Raw genomic sequence first — 16,026 nt, 5'->3', positions numbered from 1 at the left:
AAGAAGGCGTGAATCTGATTCGTCGTGGACGTGCGTTCGCGTACCAGGGCTTCACGTACCCGGTGCAGCGCCGAGATGGTCTGCTGGGTCTCGGTGCGCGGACGCACGAAGCGCATGCTCGGCCGGCTCGCCGCCTCGCAGATCGCCTGGGCGTCGGCGAAGTCATTCTTGTTGCCTTGCACGAAGGGCTTGACGAACTGCGGCGAGATCAGCCGCGTCTCATGTCCCATGCCGCCCAACCGACGCGCGATCCAGTGCGCACCGGCGCACGCTTCCATCACGACGCGGCAGGCGGGAAAGTTGCCCAGCATCGTCAGCATCTGGCTGCGCGACACCTTCTTGCGGAATACCATCCGCCCCTTCTCGTCCTGAGCATGAAGGTGGAAGCAGTGCTTGCCCAGGTCGATCCCGATCAACGTCACCGCATTCATGATAATGGCCTCCGAAAAGAACAATCCCCGTTCAGCGTAGCCGCTGAGCGGGGATCGGGCTGACCATCTCATTAGCCCCCGCCAGTACGAAGCCCCCGCCAGTACGAAACCGGACGGGGGCCTTGCGCTCAGCGGACGGGCTCACGCCCGCCCTGCGTCCCTGCCTTACACCTCGATGGTATCGGCCACCGCGCGGAATTCCTCGATCTGGTCGAAGTTCATGTAGCGGTAGATGTCGGCTGCCTTCTGATTGACGATCTCGACCTGCGCCATGTACTCCTGCACGGTCGGGATCTTGCCCATCAGCGCGCACACCGCCGCCAGCTCGGCCGAACCCAGATACACCCGGGTGTCGATGCCGAGGCGGTTGGGGAAGTTGCGCGTCGAGGTCGACATCGCGGTGCTGCCCTTGCGGATCTGCGCCTGGTTGCCCATGCACAGCGAGCACCCCGGCATCTCCATGCGGGCGCCGGACTTGCCGAGCACGCCGTAGTAGCCTTCCTCGTTGAGGATCATCGCGTCCATCTTGGTCGGCGGCGCGATCCACAGGCGGGTCGGGATGTCGGTCTTGCCGTCCAGCACCTTGCCGGCAGCGCGGAAGTGGCCGATGTTGGTCATGCACGAGCCGATGAAGACTTCGTCGATCTTGTCGCCGGCGACCTCGGACAGGAACTTGACGTCGTCCGGGTCGTTCGGGCAGGCAACGATCGGCTCCTTGATGTCGGCCAGGTCGATGTCGATGACCGCGGCGTACTCGGCATCGGCATCGCCCTTCAGCAGCTCGCCGCTGGCGATCCAGTCTTCCATCGCCTTGATGCGGCGGCGCAAAGTGCGGGCGTCCTCGTAGCCGTTGGCGATCATCCACTTCATCAGCGTGATGTTCGAGTTCATGTACTCGACGATCGGCGCCTTGTTCAGATGCACCGTGCAGCCGGCAGCCGAACGTTCGGCCGAGGCGTCGGTGAGCTCGAAAGCCTGTTCCACCTTCAGGTCGGGCAGGCCTTCGATCTCGAGGATGCGGCCGGAGAAGATGTTCTTCTTGCCCTTCTTCTCGACCGTCAGCAGACCCTGCTTGATCGCGTACAGCGGAATCGCGTTGACCAGGTCGCGCAGCGTGACGCCCGGCTGCAGCGTGCCCTTGAAGCGCACCAGCACCGATTCGGGCATGTCGAGCGGCATCACGCCGGTGGCGGCGGCGAAGGCCACCAGGCCGGAGCCGGCCGGGAAGGAGATGCCGATCGGGAAGCGGGTGTGCGAGTCGCCGCCGGTGCCGACGGTGTCGGGCAGCAGCAGGCGGTTGAGCCAGGAGTGGATCACGCCGTCGCCCGGGCGCAGGCTGACGCCGCCGCGGGTGCTGATGAAGCTCGGCAGCTCGCGGTGCATCTTGACGTCGACCAGCTTCGGATAGGCGGCGGTGTGGCAGAAGGACTGCATCACCAGGTCGGCCGAGAAGCCGAGGCAGGCGAGATCCTTGAGTTCGTCGCGGGTCATCGGGCCGGTAGTGTCCTGCGAGCCGACGGTGGTCATCTTGGGCTCGCAGTAGGTGCCCGGGCGGATGCCCTGGCCTTCCGGCAGGCCGCAGGCGCGGCCGACCATCTTCTGCGCCAGCGAGAAGCCTTTGCCGGAATCGGCCGGCGCCTGCGGCAGGCGGAACAGCGTCGACGGCGGCAGGCCCAGGGCTTCGCGCGCCTTGGTGGTGAGGCCGCGGCCGATGATCAGCGGAATGCGGCCGCCGGCACGCACTTCGTCGAGGATCACCAGCGTCTTGAGCTGCGATTCGGCGATCACGGCGCCGTTCTTCAGCGCGGTGACCTTGCCGCTGGCCTGGTCGACCGTCAGCTCGATCTCGTCGCCCATGTCCATCTGGCCGGCGTCGATCTCGATCGGCAGCGCGCCGGCGTCTTCCATGGTGTTGAAGAAGATCGGGGCGATCTTGGAGCCCAGGCACACGCCGCCGAAGCGCTTGTTCGGCACGTAGGGGATGTCCTCGCCGGTGAACCACAGCACCGAGTTGGTGGCGGATTTGCGCGAGGAGCCGGTGCCGACCACGTCGCCGACGTAGGCCACCAGATTGCCCTTGGCCTTCAGTTCTTCGAGGAACTTGACCGGGCCGCGCACGCCGGCTTCTTCCGGCTCGATGCCGGGGCGCGGGTTCTTCAGCATCGCCAGCGCGTGCAGCGGGATGTCGGGGCGCGACCAGGCGTCCGGCGCCGGCGACAGGTCGTCGGTGTTGGTTTCGCCGGTGACCTTGAACACGGTCAGCTTTTGCGAGGCGGGGACTTCCGGGCGGCTGGTGAACCACTCGGCGTCGGCCCAGGACTGCATCACGGCCTTGGCGTTGGCGTTGCCCTGCTCCGCCAGTTCCTTGACGTCGTGGAAGTAGTCGAACATCAGCAGGGTCTTCTTCAGGCCCTCGGCGGCGACCGCGCCGACTTCGGCGTCGCCCAGCAGGTCGATCATCGGCTTGATGTTGAAGCCACCCAGCATGGTGCCGAGCAGTTCGGTGGCCTTGGCGCGCGACACCAGGCCACAGGCCTCTTCGCCCTTGGCGACCTTGGCCAGGAACTCGGCCTTGACCTTGGCGGCGTCATCCACGCCGGCCGGCACACGATAGGTCAGCAGCTCGACGAGGAAGTCTTCCTCGCCGGCGGGGGGGTTCTTGAGCAGGGCGACCAGTTCGGTGACCTGCTGCTTGTTCAGCGGCAGCGGGGGGATACCGAGAGCGGCGCGTTCGGCGACATGGGCACGGTAGGCTTCAAGCACGGTGAGTTCCTCACTTTTCGTGGCGGTGATCGGGGCCCCGCGCGAGGATCACCCGCGCGGATCGGAACGGATTATATGTCTTTTATAAGACTGGCGGTGCACCGCAGCAGAAAGACATCGTATCCGCATGAAAGGCGCCGCAATTCTACTCCCTGCCGGCACCTTGGAGCAGAATGGCGGCCTTGACCGAGGTATAGCATCCCGAGCCGATGAAAACGACGCCCTGCCCCTGTGAATCGGGCCTGCCTTTCGCGCGCTGCTGCGGCCCGCTGCTCGCCGGCGAAAGCACCGCCGCCACCGCCGAAGCCCTGATGCGCTCGCGCTACACCGCCTTCACCCGGCGCGATGCCGCCTATCTGCTGCGCACCTGGCACGACAGCACCCGCCCGGCGACGCTCGACCTGGACGAAGATCCGGCGCCGAAATGGATCGGCCTGAAGGTCCTGTCCCGCGGCCAGCCCGACGGCAACAACGCGCAGGTCGAGTTCCTCGCCCGCTACCGCGTCGGCGGCCGCGCCCGGCGCCTGCACGAAAACAGCCGCTTCGTCCGCGAAGACGGCCTCTGGTACTACGTCGATGGCGACATCGACGGCGGCACTGCCGAAGGAGAAGCACGGCAATGAACCTCGAGAAAGTCATCTTCGGCTTCTTCATCCTGCTCGCCGCGACGCTCAATTTCGGCTTCTTCGTCGGCGAGATCGACAATCCCGCGCATCACGACGTCTATGAGCTGTTCGCCGCGCTGGTGGTGAGCCTGATCGCGACGGTGCTCAAGTTCGGCGACCGCACCCAGATCGGCGCCGTCCATCTCGCCACCAGCCTGGTGGCCGACCTGCAGCTGATCGCCGCGGCGATGGTGTGGGGCTATGCCGCCCACGTCTCCGGCGCCGGACTCACTGCCACCGCAACCGCCAACGTGGTGTCGCTGTCGGGCGGTGCGCTGCTCGCCAACCTCGTTTCGGTGGTGATCCTGATCGCCGAAACGATCATGCAGCGGCGCTGATCCGGTGCGATGAAGGGGGCGCAGCCGCTGGCGCGGCACCACGGCATCTTCCTGCTGATCCTGCGGCGCCTGCGCGCGCCGCTGATCCTGCTCATCGCCATCATGGCGGTGTCGGTGCTCGGCCTCACGCTGGTGCCGGGCGTCGGCGAAGACGGCCGGACCACTTACCTGAGCTTCTTCCACGCGCTGTACTTCATGAGCTACACCGCCACCACCATCGGCTTCGGCGAAGTCCCTCACAGCTTTTCCGAGCAGCAGCGGCTGTGGGTGATGGCCTGCATCTACATGTCGGTGATCGGCTGGGCCTACACGCTCGGCACGCTGTTCGCCGTGCTGTCGGACCGCAGCCTGCAGCAGGCGATCGCCACCCAGCGTTTCGTACGCGCAGTGCGCCGCCTGCGCGAACCCTTCTACCTCGTCTGCGGCTACGGCGAGACCGGCCGCCTGATCTGCGGCGCGCTCGACCGCATGCGGCTGCGCGCGGTCGTCGTCGAGATCGACGAAACCCGGGTGGGCGAAATCGGCCTGCGCAGCTTCTCGGCCGACGTGCCCGCGCTCTGCGCCGACGCCTCGAATCCCGAAGTGCTGCGCGACGCCGGCCTCACCCATCCCCATTGCGCCGGCGTCATCGCGCTGACCAACGACGACGCCACCAACCTCGCCATCGCCATCGCGACCCGGCTGATGGCACCGAAGCTGCCCGCGCTGTGCCGCGCGGAACACCGCTCGACCTCGGCCAACATGGCCTCCTTCGGTACGCGGCACATCATCAACCCCTTCGAACGCTTTTCCGCGACGCTCTCCACCGCGCTGCACGCACCGGCCACCTCGCAACTGCTGGCCTGGCTGACCGGCCTGCCCGGCACCGCCGTCGAGCGCCGCCGCAGCCCGCCGCGCGGCGCCTGGATCGTCTGCGGACACGGCCGCTTCGGCCACTGGATGGTCGATGCGATGGACGCCGAATCGCTGCCGGTCACGATCATCGACCGCAGCGAACCGCCGGATGGCGCGCATCGCTGGATACAGGGCGACGGCAGCGGCGCCGGAACCCTGCTCGCAGCCGGCGTGCAGCAGGCCACCGGCATCGTCGCCGCCACCAGCTCGGACATCGACAACCTGTCGATCGCGGTCACCGCGCGGCAGTTGAACCCCGAACTGTTCGTGATCCTGCGCCAGAACCTCCAGGTGAACCAGGTATTGTTCGACACCTTCGAATCGGACATCACCGTCGTGCCGAGCGAGATCATCGCCCACGAATGCCTCGCCATTCTCGCCACGCCGCTGCTGGAGCCTTTCCTGCGCGACATCCAGGGCCACGGCGACGGCTGGTGTGCCGAACAGCTCGAACGCCTGACCGGGCGCTTCGGCTGGAAAGTGCCGGAAGTCTGGAGCGAGCGCGTCAACCTGAGCCGCGCCCCTGCCCTGCATCAGCGCCTGATGCGCGGCGAAACCATCACGCTGGACCAGGTGCTGCGCTCGGCCACGGACCCCGGCACCCGGCTCGACTGCGAAGTCCTCTATCTCGAACGCGACGACGACGACCATCTGCTGATGCCGCCGCCCGACACCGCACTCAGGCCGGGAGACGCGTTGCTGCTGGCCGGCAGGCGCCGCGCCCGCGATGCCTTTGCGCTCAACATCGCCTACGAACACACGCTCGCCTGGCTGCTGAGCGGCGAAGACCTGCCGGGCGGCTGGATCTGGCGCAAGCTGTCACGGCAGGGCACGAAGCGGACGAAGCCGCAGCTCCCCTGAGGCCTGCGCCGGCGCCATCCACCCGGCGCCATCCACCATTCACACGCCGTTCAGCTCACGTCCTCGCCGGCAACCAGGACGATTTCCTCGCCGCCGAACTGCACCCGCTGGCCGGGACGCAGCTTGGCGCGCTTGCGGCTCTCCACCTTGCCGTCGACCTTGACCTCGCCCGCCTCGACCGCCGCATGGGCGACGCCGCCCGAACCCACCAGCGCGGCGGCTTTCAGCAATTGATCGAGCTGGATGTGCTCGCCGCGCACGGCAAAGGAAATGCTCATGAAAAACTCCACCAAGGCCGGGCGGCGCCGGCCCGCCCGGGCCTGCGTCCGCTCATGTCAGAATGCGGCATTGTCGCCTGTACCGCCGCCCCATGACCAGTTTTCAATCCACCGCACCGCTCGACTGCCGCAGCGACGCCTTGCTCGACCTGTCCGCACAGACCATCCGCAACGCCCTCGCAACCGGCGCGCTGCAACCGATCAGGACCGAAAGCACGCTGATCACCCAAGGCGAATTGAGTTTCTCGGTCCGCTGGGTGTCCTCGCTCGCGCTCAAGGACCAGGCCCGCGTCGCCAGCATCAGCACGCGCCGCACCGACTTCAACCCCTTCCTGCCGCCCGAGCCGGCGCTGACCGTCACCAGCCTCGGTGACGGACACATCGTCGTGCTGAACAAGTTTCCGGTCATCGATCATCATCTGCTGATCGTGACACGTGCCTTCGAGGCCCAGACGGCGCCGCTCAGCGCAACCGATTTCCGCGCCCTGGCGACGATTCTCGGCCCGCAGGGCGGGCTCGGCTTCTACAACGGCGGCCGCATCGCCGGCGCCAGCCAGGCACACAAGCATCTGCAATGGGTGCCGGACTCGGCCCTGCGCGCCGACGACGGCTTTGCCGCTTTCAGCCGATCGTTGCGCTACGACATGCCCGGCATCGCCCAGTACAACGCCGCCCTGCCCTGGCAGCACGCCTTCGTCAGCCTGGCCGGCATCGACTGGTGCGATCCAGCGGCGGCCGGCCGGACCTTGCAGGAGGCCTTCGCCACCGCCTGCAAGGCCGTGTCCCTGCCGCCGGCGGCCGACCCGATGCCGCCCTACAACCTGCTCGTCAGCCGCGACTGGCTGCTGGTGGTGCCGCGCCGGTTGGAGAAGTGGCAGGACATCTCGATCAACTCGCTCGGCTACGCCGGCTCGCTGTTCGTCCGCTCGCCCACGCAGATCGAACGCCTGCGCGCCGAAGGCCCACTTGCCGTACTGGCCGCGGTTGGCTTTCCGCCCTGATCAGGCGGCGTTCGGCAAGGGCGTGTGGGGCGAAGGCGCGTTGGGCATCGGCGCATGCGGCAACGGCGGCAGGCCGATCGTCGCGCGCAGCTCATCGCACTTCGGGTTCGGCCGGCCGTCGTCGAAATACACCGGGAATTCGCGGCAAGGCGTGGGCCGGTTCTCGTAGATCGTACAGGCGACCTGCTCGCCCACCGTGCCCGACAAGGCCGAGCAGCGCCGCGGCACCTGATTGCTGCCTTTCATGCAGCGCATGCTGTGGTTCAGCCTCTCGGTCATCCCCACCGGCACAAAGCCACCCGGCGCATCATCGGCTTCCGCCCAGTAGAACGAGATGCGGAAATGCGTGCAGCAGATGCCACAGGTAACGCAGGGGTTCGGCTCTTCCATGTTCGGGCTTTCGGCGGTGGATATGTGGATTCACGGCAGCGGATTCACGGGGCTGCCGGCTTTCCGGCAGGCGCGCATTCTAACGCCGCCGAAAGCGCCCGAAAATCACCCGAAACTTCTTTTTTTATCAGTTGTTTGCCTAAAATATTTGCAGAAATTCAATCAACCCAGCGGCGGCAGCCCATGCCGCGCACGGGCGCGGTCGCAGGCGTCCTCGCCGATGCCCAGCGCCGCATAGGGCGCAAAGTCCCTGCAGGGTGAAGGCCGGCTGGCATACAGCGTACATCGCACCGCCGTGCCGATCTCGCCGGCCAGCGCCACACAGCGCGGTGGCGCGGCATCGGTGCCGCGCATGCGCACCAGCGTGGCGGTGACCGGCACCGTCAGGCCATCCGGAACGCCGCCCGGCGTGATGCTTTCGAGTTCGGAATGGTGGAAATCGACACGGAATGCAGCACAGCACGCGCCGCAACGCGTGCAGTGGTCGTCAGGCTGCCCCACCATCGTCGAGCGCGCCGCAGCACTTCTTGAACTTCTTGCCGCTGCCGCAGGGGCAAGGATCGTTGCGGCCGGGGCCGGCGGCGGCGGGCTCGCGCGGCGCATCCGCTTCGAGCAGTGCCGGCGCCGGAATGCCGGCATCCCGCCAATGCGCATAGATGTCGTTGACCGCTTCGCCCATCGCCCCCAGCCATTCCAGGCGCGTTTCCTCGCCGGCTTCGGCAGCGGAATCCTCCGCCCACGGCGCCAGCACTTCGTCCAGCGTGTCCCGCACGGCGGTGACGGTCTCTTCGTCCAGGCCTTCTTCCCAGCCCTGCGGCCACAGATCCAGGCCCTGGGCGAAGCCTTCCAGCCATTCCTCGCCGACTTTCAGCGTGTCGCCTTCGGCGATGGCGAAGCAGAAAGGCTCCCAGCAGATCTCGTCATCGTCGTCGAGGCCGAGCGTGCTTACCATCTCGTTGTAATAGGCCTTCACCAGGCGGATCGCCCGCTGCAGCCCGCGGCCGCCGCTGAAGCTCGCCTCCTCGCCATGCGCGGACCAGACGTCCGGCAGCCAGCGCTCCACCGGAATCGGCCGCGGCGAGATCAGCACGCCGGCAAGGAAGCCGTCGAGCATCTCGAGGTCCATGCAGTCCTCGGGGACGATGTCGGAGGTCAGCACTTCTTCGAGCGCCTCGAAATCCTCGTCGCTCATCAGATAGGGGTTGTGGGGCTCGGTCATGTCAATTCTCCGGAAATGGCTGCAAGGGTGGCCGAAGCCGCGCCGGACGGCAAGCGAATCAGCAGGGCTCGCCGCGCAGATCGACTTCGAGCCGGTACAGCGTCTGACCGGAATCGCGGTACTTGCGCTCGAAGGGGCTGATCGGCACTTCGGCGGGGAAACTTTCCCACCGTATTTCCCGCCCGAGCGCGATCGACAGCGCCGCCGCCATCTCCTGAATATAGACATCCCAGTTGCTGCGGCATTCCAGCACACCGCCCAGACGCGGAATGAAGGGGAATACCGGATGCGCATGCCAGCGCCGGGCGACGTGGCCGATCTTGGGCCAGGGGTTCGGATACAGGATGTAGTGCCGCGCCAGCCGCAGCCCCGCCTCGTCGAGCAGGCGCCAATAGTCGACCAGGTCGGCGCGGACGAACACCAGGTTGCGCGGCATCAGCGCGTCCGGGTAAGGCTTCTTGCGTTCGAGCCGGTCCTGCGACTGGTCGACGCCGATCACCCAGTGATCGGGATGGGCGCGCGCGATCTGGATGCTGCTGTGGCCGACACCGCAGCCCGCGTCCAGGATCAGCGGCGCCTTGCCATCCCAGCCGGCGAGGCTGAAGTCGAAGGCTTCGCGGTTCCAGGGCGTGATCGGCTTGCGGAAGGGCTCGGCCAGATGCTTGCGCACCAGTGCGTCGAGGCGCTCATGGATGCCATGCTGGGCGCTTTGCGGAATGCGGGAATTGGCGTAGCTCATGCGATGCTCGGTGGATTGATGGCCGGCGCCGGCACGCCGTGGCGCCGCAGCGCGCCTTCGACTTCGGCCAGCGTGCGCAGGCTGCGGATGGCAGCGAACAACTGCTGCGCCTGCGGATAATTGCGCGCCAGCAGGTGAAGCCATTGCTTGATGCGCCCGGGAGCGTGCTCCGCCTCGACCTTGTGCCTGACGCGCTCGCGGAAGGCGCCGATCAGTGGCAGCAGCGCCGCCCATTCGTGCGCCCGCTCCTCGGCATCGGGCTGTTCCAGCCTGCCGGCACGGATGCGCGCGGCCAGGAAAGGGTCTGCCACCGCGCCGCGGCCCAGCATCACGTCGTCGACGCCGGACACCGCCCGGCAGCGCCGCCAGTCGGCCGCGCTCCAGACTTCGCCATTGGCCACCACCGGCACCGCCACGGCATCGTCGATGCGGGCGACCCACTCCCAGTGCGCCGGCGGGCGATAACCGTCGGCCTTGGTGCGCGCATGCACGACCAGCGTGCCGGCACCGCCTTCGCTCAGCGCCTGCGCGCATTCGATCGTCCTCCCCGCATCGTCGATGCCCAGCCGCATCTTGGCGCTGAGCGGAATCGATGCCGGCACGGCGGCGCGCACGGCAACGGCGATACGGTTCAGTAGCTCGGGCTCGTTCAGCAGCGCCGCACCGCCGCGATGGCGATTCACCGTCGGCGCCGGGCAGCCGAAGTTGAGATCCACGCCTGCCGGTGCCAGGCTGGCCAGCCGCGCCGCGTTGTCGTGCATGCACGCCGGATCGGAGCCGAGCAACTGCACATGCACCGGCGTTCCGCCCTCGGTACGGCTGCCCTGCCGCAGCTCCGGCGCAATGCGGCGGAAGAAGCGCTCGGGCAGCAGCGTGCCGGACACTCGCGCGAACTCGGTCACCACGTGGTCGTAGCCGCCCGACGCGGTCAGCGCGGCACGCAGCACGTCGTCGAGCAGGCCTTCCATCGGAGCGAGCAGCAGGCGCAAACCGGTACTTCCTCGAAACGGGTTCATCAGGGGCGCGGCAAGCCGCGTGGGGAGCGGAATTCTAATCCAGACGCGGCCGCAAGCCGATTTCCACTTGCCAGCCATTGCCCAGTCGCGGATAATTCCGCCTCTTTACCACTCAGGGCGGTCACAACCGCCGCCCGCGCGCATCAGGAAGACACCATGAAAGCGGACATCCATCCGAAATATGAAGACGTGAACGTGACCTGCTCCTGCGGCAACACCTTCACCACCCGCTCCACCGTCGGCAAGCCCCAGTACCACGTCGAAGTCTGCTCCGCCTGCCACCCGTTCTACACCGGCAAGCAGAAGATCGTCGACACCGCCGGCCGCGTCGAGCGCTTCCGCCAGAAGTACGGCACCGTCCAGCGCGCCAACTGATCGCGGCTGCACAGCCGGATTCGTGCCCTCCGCTCAGTCGGACTCGCGGCACATCGCAAAAAAGGCAGCCGCGGCTGCCTTTTTTATCGTCGAAACCATCGTTCAGCTCGAGGCCCAACCCGGCTTCGAGCCACCGCCTTTGCCTGCCGGAGCACTCCGCCCCACAATGCGCGCATGATTCGAGAATCCGAAACGTCCTCCCTGTTGCAGCGCCGTATCTACGGCACGCTCGGCATCACGCTGCTGGTCGGCCTCTACCTGCTCGTCGGCCTGGCCGGACACGATCCCTGGCGCGGCGACGACGCCCGCCATTTCGGGCCGATCCTGAGCATGCTGCAGGGCGAAGGCTGGCTGTTCCCGATGCTGGCCGGCGAAGCGCTGCCCGACTATCCGCCGCTGTATTACTGGACCGGCGCCCTGCTGGCCTGGGCCAGCAGCGGTTTTCTCGCGCTGCACGAAGGTGCCCGCCTGGCGAGCGCACTCTTCGTCGCGCTGGGCGTGTATTTCTCCGCCCGCACGGCGGAAGCGCTGTACGGCCGGCCGGCGCGCACCCCCGGCGCGCTGCTGATGCTGGGCGCGCTCGGCCTCGTTCTCCACGCTCACGAAACCCAACCCCTGCTCGCCCTCGTGGCAATGGTCGCGCTGACGCTGCGCGGCCTGTCGCGCGTGCCGCAATCCCCTCTCAGCGGTGCCCTGCTCGCCGGCCTCGGCAGCGCCCTGGCCTTTCTCGCCGCCGGCCTCGGCGGGCTGCTGCTGACCGCACCGCTGTTCCCGCTGATCATGCTGTTCAGCAGCGACTGCCGCAACCCGCGCGCCAGCGGCGCCCTGCTGCTGGGGCTGTGCCTCGCCCTCACACTGTCGGCGCTGTGGCCGCTGGCCGTCCATCTCCACCAGCCCGAGCTGCTGAACCTGTGGCTGCGCACGGAATGGGCCCGTCTCGGCAGTTCGCCGCTGGCGGCCGGCGAAATCGTGCGCGGGCTCGAGCTGTTCGGCTGGTTCACCTGGCCGCTGTGGCCCATCGCGCTGTGGAGCCTATGGCGCGGCCGACGCACGCTGGGCGACCTGCGCTGGCTGCTGCCGGGCCTGAGCGCGCTGCTGATGATCGCGGTCTTCGCCGCTGCCGGCGACCTTTCCCAGGCCGCAGCACTGCCCATCCTGCCCGCCATGGCACTGCTCGCCGCCGGCGGCGTGCCCAGCCTGCGACGCGGCGCGGCCAATGCACTCGACTGGTTCTCGCTGATGAGCCTGGCGGTGTTCGGCATCCTCGTCTGGCTCGCCTGGTCCGCCCAATCCGCAGGCTGGCCGCCCGGCCTCGCCCGCCACGTCGCCCGCAACGCCCCCGATTTCGTGCTGCCCGATCCGGTCTTCCAGGCCGTGCTCGGCGCGGTGATCAGCCTGATCTGGATCGCCCTGCTGTGGAAGCTGCCGCGCTCCAGCTCGCGCGCCCCCGCCAACTGGGCCATCGGCCTGACCATGCTGTGGTGCCTGGCTGTGGTACTGCTGATGCCCTGGTTCGACAACGGCCGCAGCTACCGCGAAATGGTTCGCTCGCTCGACATCGCCGTCACCGGCGAACGGGAAACCAGCCCCGGCGCCTGCATCGCCACCACCGGCCTGCCGGCGCACGTGAAAACCTCGCTCGACTATTTCGCCGACCTGCGCACCGAACGCATCATCGACGACAGCACCCCCTGCCCGCTGCTGCTGGTGATGGATGATGCGCCCCTGAAGACACCGCTCGCCCCCGAATGGCAGGCCGTGTGGGAATTCCAGCGCGGCGCGGGGCGGCGGGCGGAGCATTTCGTGCTGTTGAGGCGGGAGCTGCCCTGAGAGGGGAAACGTGCACCTACCCTCCGCCGCTTCGAGGCTTGCGCCACCGGGTGCCAGCCTCCAAAGTCGCTGCTGCCGGCCTTGTCCGCCGGCGTGAATGACGTGCTTCGGCTTTGATCGGTATCAGCCTTCTTGAAACCGGCGTGCCCCTTCGGCTTCAAGCCCCTGACCCGCTCCCTCTGTAGAACGGCCAGGGTGCCGCATCCAGAGTTGCACTTCATGGGCTTCAAGCCACGCCGGCTGATGCAGCCCCTTGTCCGCATGGCAGACTTTTCGATGATTTTGTAAATAATTCTCGATTACATATAAAATCCGCAGCCTATGCGGAACAGCGTCGCAACAAACCCAAGGACTGGACGCACCAGCCTTTCCCCCACCCTCTTCTTCGATCGACTCTAGGAGCGTGGGCGGTAGAAGATTTCGACTCGATATTTCCGCCAAACCGAGGGGTCAATGACCACGTCCGGGGTCTGGCATGCGCTTGATGTGGCTCGCCGGTCACTTCGATACCGCCCCATGCACTCGCGCGGCGTTTCTGTGGGCTCCCCACGCGCCCTGATCAGGCCGCAACCCAGCCCAATCGATGCATTCGGCGCAGGTTCGACGCCAGACACACCAGGTTCCACTCACCGTTGACCGGTGCCAGCCCGCGCACACTGAACTGCCTGAACCCCATCGCCTGCTTGATCCAGGCGCTATTCACGGTTGCGTTGCTGGGCATCACTGCCGGCGTGCAGATGAGCGACATGGGCCTGCAGGCCATCTCTCTCTCCGCCATCCAGAGCAGCTTCGGCGTCGGCGATGCCACCCTGGGCGCGCTGCAGGGGCTGGCAGGCGTGCTGGTCGGCAGTGCGCTGGCCGTGCCGCTGGCGCGTTTCGCGGATCGTTTCTCGCGCAAGGGGGTGCTGCTGTGCCTGATCCTGGCATCGACCGCGATGATGGTGCTGAGCGCGCTCGCGCCCAATTTCCCGCTGTTCTTCATCGGGCGCTTGGCAGCAGGCATCACCGAGTTCGCGATGGTGCCGCTGGTGTACTCGATGATTCAGCACCAGCACGGCCGGGTTGCCACCCGTGGCGTGGTGGCGGATGTTCGCCACCAGTTTCGCCGGCTCCCAGTAGGGCACGCGGTCGTCCTTCAAGCCGGCGGTGCACAGCACCGGCGGGTAGGCCGCCGGTTGCACGTTCTCATAGGGCGAGATGCCGGCGATGTAGTCGTAAGCCTGGGGATCGGCGAGCGGATCGCCCCAATCCGGACGCAGCAGCGGCACCAGCGGGTGGTCGGCATCACTCATGGTGTTGAGCATGTCGACGAAAGGCACCTGCGCGATCACACCGGCCCACAGTTGCGGCGCCATGTTCATGGCGCCGCACACCAGCAGCCCACCCGCCGACACGCCCTGGGCCACGATCCCGCCCGGCGCGGCATAACCGATCTCCCGCAGATGCCGCGCGCAGGCGATGAAATCGGTCATCGAGTTGCGCTTGTTCATGCGGCACCCGTCCCAATACCAGCGCCCGCCTTTTTCCGCGCCGCCGCGCACGTGCGCGATGACATAGCGAAACCCGGCATCGACCAGCACGGTCGCGGGCAGGGAGAAACGCGGCTCGCTGGAGATGCCATAGGCGCCATACCCGGTGAGCAGCAGCGGCAGCGGCTCAGCCACCGCCGCATCCCGGCGGGAAAGCACCGTGATGGGGATGGTTTCCCCATCGTCTGCGCGCGCGTGCAGGCGCTCCACCCGGTACGCCGCGGGGTCGAAGCCGCTCAGGCGCTCCTGCCCGAAGACCGTGCATTTCCCATCGGCAAGGCCGACGTCGATCCAGCGCGGCGGGCTGGCCGGCGCCTGGTGCACGATGCGCACCTGCCGGGCCTCGTAGCGCTGGGCGGGGGCGAGTTCGATGGCGTAGGCCGGTTCGTCGAAAGCGACCGTCACCTCCTGGCCGCCGGCCTGCATCAGCACCAGGCGATGCAGGCCCTCCGCGCGTTCGAGCCGTACCAGTACGTCGGCGAAGGGCAGAACGGCGACGATCGGCACACCGGCACGGTGCGGCACCAGTTCGCGCCGGACGGTGAAGGTCGTCGGGTCGAGGCTCAACAGCTTGCGGTCGATGGCCCCGTCGGCGTCCGTCAGCATCAGCAGCGCGTCGCCCCACTCATCCACTTCGTAGCGGATGCCGCGCTGGCGCGGCTGCACGATGCGCGCCGGGGCGGTTTCGGCATCGGCGGCGATCAGGCGGACCTCGCTCACGTCGGGGCCGCCGAGCGTCAGCGCGACGAAGCCGCCGGCCGCCGTGCGGGCCACCTGCATGAAGATGGCGGGATCGTGTTCCTCGTACACCAGCACCGCCTCGCCGCCCTCTACGGGCGAGCGATACAGGCGCGCCGGGCGGCTGTGCGCATCGCGCCAGATCCAGAACAAATGGCGGGACGACGGCGAGAAGGTGAAACCGCCATAGCCGAACGCATCGGCCCGCACCACGGTGCGGACGATGCCGCTGTGCAGGTCGAGCAGGCAGATGCGGTGGCGATCGTCGCCGACCACGTCCTCCGCCCAGGCGAAGTAGCGGTCGTCCGGGCTGTGCTGGTGACCGGTGGCGCGATAGTAAGCGTGGCCGCGTGCGCGCTCGGCCTCGTCGAAGAGAAACTGTTCCTACCCGTCCGGCCCCGCACGGGAAAAAACCCGGTGCGAACGGCCGGCGGGAAGCTTGAAGCTGTAGCACCAGCCTTTGTCCGATCTGGGCAGCGGTTCGCTGATCTCGGGCGCCCTGGCCGCCATGCGGGCGCGAAACTCCTCGATGCCGGGCCCCAGCGGACGCAGCACCTCCCGCGCATAGCTCATCTCGGCTTCCAGGTGTTCGCGCAGCGGCGGGGGCAACTGCTCCAAGGTGCGCGAGCCGGACTGCGGGATGAATTTCATCCAGGCATAGGCATCGATGCGCGTGCGCCCGAGCTGCCGGATCTCATGTTCCTCGCGCGGCGCCAGCGGCGGAGAAATTTCAGGCCAGGGAGCTACGGGCCCGGATGACGAGGCAAGAGACATGACCGGATCGCTCCACTCACCCATAAACCATGCACATTCCCGGCAGCGCGACCGGTGCGGCGAAGTACCCCAGCACCGAAAAGAACAGGCTGACCGCGATCAGGATCAGGATCAGGCGACGGTGGCGACGCCAGAAACGCCGCCCCCCATCCACGATGATGCCGAAACGGTGCTTCACGCCCGGA

16 protein-coding genes and 3 pseudogenes are annotated in these 16,026 nt (G+C 67.4%); 7 read left to right on the top strand and 12 right to left on the bottom strand.

The genetic code is table 11. The features are described from left to right. Both TBU01S_RS15270 and acnB read right to left on the bottom strand, forming a co-directional pair. Positions 1 to 431, bottom strand: a 431-nt coding sequence (locus tag TBU01S_RS15270) for an IS110 family RNA-guided transposase (RefSeq protein ID WP_157659161.1), incomplete at its 3' end; no start/stop codon positions are given. 165 nt (positions 432 to 596) lie between these two features. Further along, entirely contained in the window at positions 597 to 3,194 is a 2,598-nt protein-coding gene (gene acnB / locus TBU01S_RS15265) for a bifunctional aconitate hydratase 2/2-methylisocitrate dehydratase (protein ID WP_068637657.1), read from the bottom strand. Between the two features lie 209 nt (positions 3,195 to 3,403). On the opposite strand from acnB, the gene TBU01S_RS15260 reads away from it, so the two are divergent. The 3 genes from TBU01S_RS15260 to TBU01S_RS15250 are packed head-to-tail and all read left to right on the top strand — an operon-like array spanning position 3,404 to position 5,952. Continuing rightward, positions 3,404 to 3,817, top strand: a complete 414-nt coding sequence (locus TBU01S_RS15260; RefSeq protein ID WP_068637655.1) for a YchJ family protein — start codon at positions 3,404 to 3,406, stop codon at positions 3,815 to 3,817. Next, on the top strand, positions 3,814 to 4,197 hold the full coding sequence (locus TBU01S_RS15255) for a DUF6394 family protein (RefSeq protein WP_068637653.1): 384 nt from the start codon (positions 3,814 to 3,816) through the stop codon (positions 4,195 to 4,197). The genes TBU01S_RS15260 and TBU01S_RS15255 overlap by 4 nt, the downstream gene beginning before the upstream one ends. 9 nt (positions 4,198 to 4,206) lie before the next feature. Beyond that, positions 4,207 to 5,952: a potassium channel family protein gene (locus tag TBU01S_RS15250; RefSeq protein WP_068637651.1), complete on the top strand. Its 1,746-nt coding sequence runs from the start codon at positions 4,207 to 4,209 to the stop codon at positions 5,950 to 5,952. Positions 5,953 to 6,002: 50 nt separating this feature from the next. Here TBU01S_RS15250 and TBU01S_RS15245 read toward each other — a convergent pair whose 3' ends face one another. Further along, entirely contained in the window at positions 6,003 to 6,230 is a 228-nt protein-coding gene (locus TBU01S_RS15245) for an RNA-binding S4 domain-containing protein (RefSeq protein WP_068637649.1), read from the bottom strand. Between the two features lie 92 nt (positions 6,231 to 6,322). Between TBU01S_RS15245 and TBU01S_RS15240 the strand changes: the two genes are divergently transcribed. After that, complete coding sequence (locus TBU01S_RS15240; protein ID WP_068637647.1) at positions 6,323 to 7,231, top strand: ATP adenylyltransferase family protein; 909 nt, start codon at positions 6,323 to 6,325, stop codon at positions 7,229 to 7,231. Here the strand turns inward: TBU01S_RS15240 and TBU01S_RS15235 are convergent, their stop codons facing one another. The 5 genes from TBU01S_RS15235 to TBU01S_RS15215 all read right to left on the bottom strand — a co-directional run bounded on the left by TBU01S_RS15235 (position 7,232) and on the right by TBU01S_RS15215 (position 10,595). Further along, on the bottom strand, positions 7,232 to 7,621 hold the full coding sequence (locus TBU01S_RS15235) for a YkgJ family cysteine cluster protein (protein ID WP_068637645.1): 390 nt from the start codon (positions 7,619 to 7,621) through the stop codon (positions 7,232 to 7,234). 162 nt (positions 7,622 to 7,783) lie between these two features. After that, positions 7,784 to 8,125 carry a YkgJ family cysteine cluster protein gene (locus TBU01S_RS15230; RefSeq protein WP_068637643.1) on the bottom strand — a complete coding sequence of 114 codons (342 nt, stop codon included), beginning with the start codon at positions 8,123 to 8,125 and terminating at the stop codon, positions 7,784 to 7,786. Continuing rightward, the gene (locus TBU01S_RS15225) at positions 8,109 to 8,840 is read right to left on the bottom strand and encodes a YecA/YgfB family protein (RefSeq protein ID WP_068637641.1); all 732 of its coding nucleotides are present in this window, start codon (positions 8,838 to 8,840) and stop codon (positions 8,109 to 8,111) included. The genes TBU01S_RS15230 and TBU01S_RS15225 overlap by 17 nt, the downstream gene beginning before the upstream one ends. A gap of 58 nt (positions 8,841 to 8,898) precedes the next feature. Further along, positions 8,899 to 9,579 carry a tRNA (guanine(46)-N(7))-methyltransferase TrmB gene (gene trmB, locus TBU01S_RS15220; RefSeq protein WP_068637639.1) on the bottom strand — a complete coding sequence of 227 codons (681 nt, stop codon included), beginning with the start codon at positions 9,577 to 9,579 and terminating at the stop codon, positions 8,899 to 8,901. After that, on the bottom strand, positions 9,576 to 10,595 hold the full coding sequence (locus TBU01S_RS15215) for a tRNA dihydrouridine synthase (RefSeq protein WP_068637637.1): 1,020 nt from the start codon (positions 10,593 to 10,595) through the stop codon (positions 9,576 to 9,578). Before TBU01S_RS15215 ends, trmB begins: the two co-directional genes overlap by 4 nt. Positions 10,596 to 10,751: 156 nt before the next feature. Between TBU01S_RS15215 and rpmE the strand changes: the two genes are divergently transcribed. Both rpmE and TBU01S_RS15205 read left to right on the top strand, forming a co-directional pair. Beyond that, positions 10,752 to 10,970: a 50S ribosomal protein L31 gene (rpmE, locus tag TBU01S_RS15210; RefSeq protein WP_068637635.1), complete on the top strand. Its 219-nt coding sequence runs from the start codon at positions 10,752 to 10,754 to the stop codon at positions 10,968 to 10,970. 174 nt (positions 10,971 to 11,144) lie between these two features. Continuing rightward, complete coding sequence (locus tag TBU01S_RS15205) at positions 11,145 to 12,800, top strand: ArnT family glycosyltransferase (RefSeq protein WP_068637633.1); 1,656 nt, start codon at positions 11,145 to 11,147, stop codon at positions 12,798 to 12,800. Between the two features lie 559 nt (positions 12,801 to 13,359). Here TBU01S_RS15205 and TBU01S_RS23115 read toward each other — a convergent pair. Beyond that, positions 13,360 to 13,488 (bottom strand): annotated as a pseudogene (locus tag TBU01S_RS23115) (transposase); the annotation flags it as partial. A 49-nt stretch (positions 13,489 to 13,537) separates the two neighbouring features. Between TBU01S_RS23115 and TBU01S_RS25125 the strand changes: the two are divergent. Continuing rightward, positions 13,538 to 13,786, top strand: a pseudogene (locus TBU01S_RS25125) (MFS transporter); the annotation flags it as partial. A 111-nt stretch (positions 13,787 to 13,897) separates the two neighbouring features. On the opposite strand, the pseudogene TBU01S_RS25120 reads toward TBU01S_RS25125, so the two are convergent. From TBU01S_RS25120 to TBU01S_RS24325, 3 genes and pseudogenes are all read right to left on the bottom strand, one after another. Beyond that, positions 13,898 to 15,439: pseudogene (locus TBU01S_RS25120) on the bottom strand (prolyl oligopeptidase family serine peptidase); the annotation flags it as partial. A gap of 12 nt (positions 15,440 to 15,451) precedes the next feature. Next, positions 15,452 to 15,841, bottom strand: coding sequence for a beta-propeller domain-containing protein (locus TBU01S_RS24530; RefSeq protein ID WP_217999633.1), 390 nt, complete (start codon positions 15,839 to 15,841; stop codon positions 15,452 to 15,454). A 16-nt stretch (positions 15,842 to 15,857) separates the two neighbouring features. Next, the gene (locus TBU01S_RS24325) at positions 15,858 to 16,019 is read right to left on the bottom strand and encodes a hypothetical protein (RefSeq protein WP_169802976.1); all 162 of its coding nucleotides are present in this window, start codon (positions 16,017 to 16,019) and stop codon (positions 15,858 to 15,860) included. Positions 16,020 to 16,026 lie beyond the last annotated feature (7 nt).

This window comes from Thauera butanivorans NBRC 103042, from assembly GCF_001591165.1.
Taxonomy (GTDB): Bacteria; Pseudomonadota; Gammaproteobacteria; order Burkholderiales; family Rhodocyclaceae; genus Thauera; species Thauera butanivorans.
This window is presented reverse-complemented; position numbering and strand designations above follow the sequence as displayed.

What these genes read in the sequence shown, in the direction of transcription:
- TBU01S_RS15230 (WP_068637643.1), bottom strand. Translation starts at nt 8,125, where the DNA reads ATGGTGGGGCAGCCTGACGACCACTGCACGCGTTGCGGCGCGTGCTGT.
- TBU01S_RS15235 (WP_068637645.1), bottom strand. Translation starts at nt 7,621, where the DNA reads ATGGAAGAGCCGAACCCCTGCGTTACCTGTGGCATCTGCTGCACGCAT.
- TBU01S_RS15205 (WP_068637633.1), top strand. Translation starts at nt 11,145, where the DNA reads ATGATTCGAGAATCCGAAACGTCCTCCCTGTTGCAGCGCCGTATCTAC.
- TBU01S_RS15215 (WP_068637637.1), bottom strand. Translation starts at nt 10,595, where the DNA reads ATGAACCCGTTTCGAGGAAGTACCGGTTTGCGCCTGCTGCTCGCTCCG.
- trmB (WP_068637639.1), bottom strand. Translation starts at nt 9,579, where the DNA reads ATGAGCTACGCCAATTCCCGCATTCCGCAAAGCGCCCAGCATGGCATC.
- TBU01S_RS15240 (WP_068637647.1), top strand. Translation starts at nt 6,323, where the DNA reads ATGACCAGTTTTCAATCCACCGCACCGCTCGACTGCCGCAGCGACGCC.
- TBU01S_RS15245 (WP_068637649.1), bottom strand. Translation starts at nt 6,230, where the DNA reads ATGAGCATTTCCTTTGCCGTGCGCGGCGAGCACATCCAGCTCGATCAA.
- rpmE (WP_068637635.1), top strand. Translation starts at nt 10,752, where the DNA reads ATGAAAGCGGACATCCATCCGAAATATGAAGACGTGAACGTGACCTGC.
- TBU01S_RS15225 (WP_068637641.1), bottom strand. Translation starts at nt 8,840, where the DNA reads ATGACCGAGCCCCACAACCCCTATCTGATGAGCGACGAGGATTTCGAG.
- TBU01S_RS15250 (WP_068637651.1), top strand. Translation starts at nt 4,207, where the DNA reads ATGAAGGGGGCGCAGCCGCTGGCGCGGCACCACGGCATCTTCCTGCTG.
- TBU01S_RS15255 (WP_068637653.1), top strand. Translation starts at nt 3,814, where the DNA reads ATGAACCTCGAGAAAGTCATCTTCGGCTTCTTCATCCTGCTCGCCGCG.
- TBU01S_RS24530 (WP_217999633.1), bottom strand. Translation starts at nt 15,841, where the DNA reads ATGTCTCTTGCCTCGTCATCCGGGCCCGTAGCTCCCTGGCCTGAAATT.
- TBU01S_RS15260 (WP_068637655.1), top strand. Translation starts at nt 3,404, where the DNA reads ATGAAAACGACGCCCTGCCCCTGTGAATCGGGCCTGCCTTTCGCGCGC.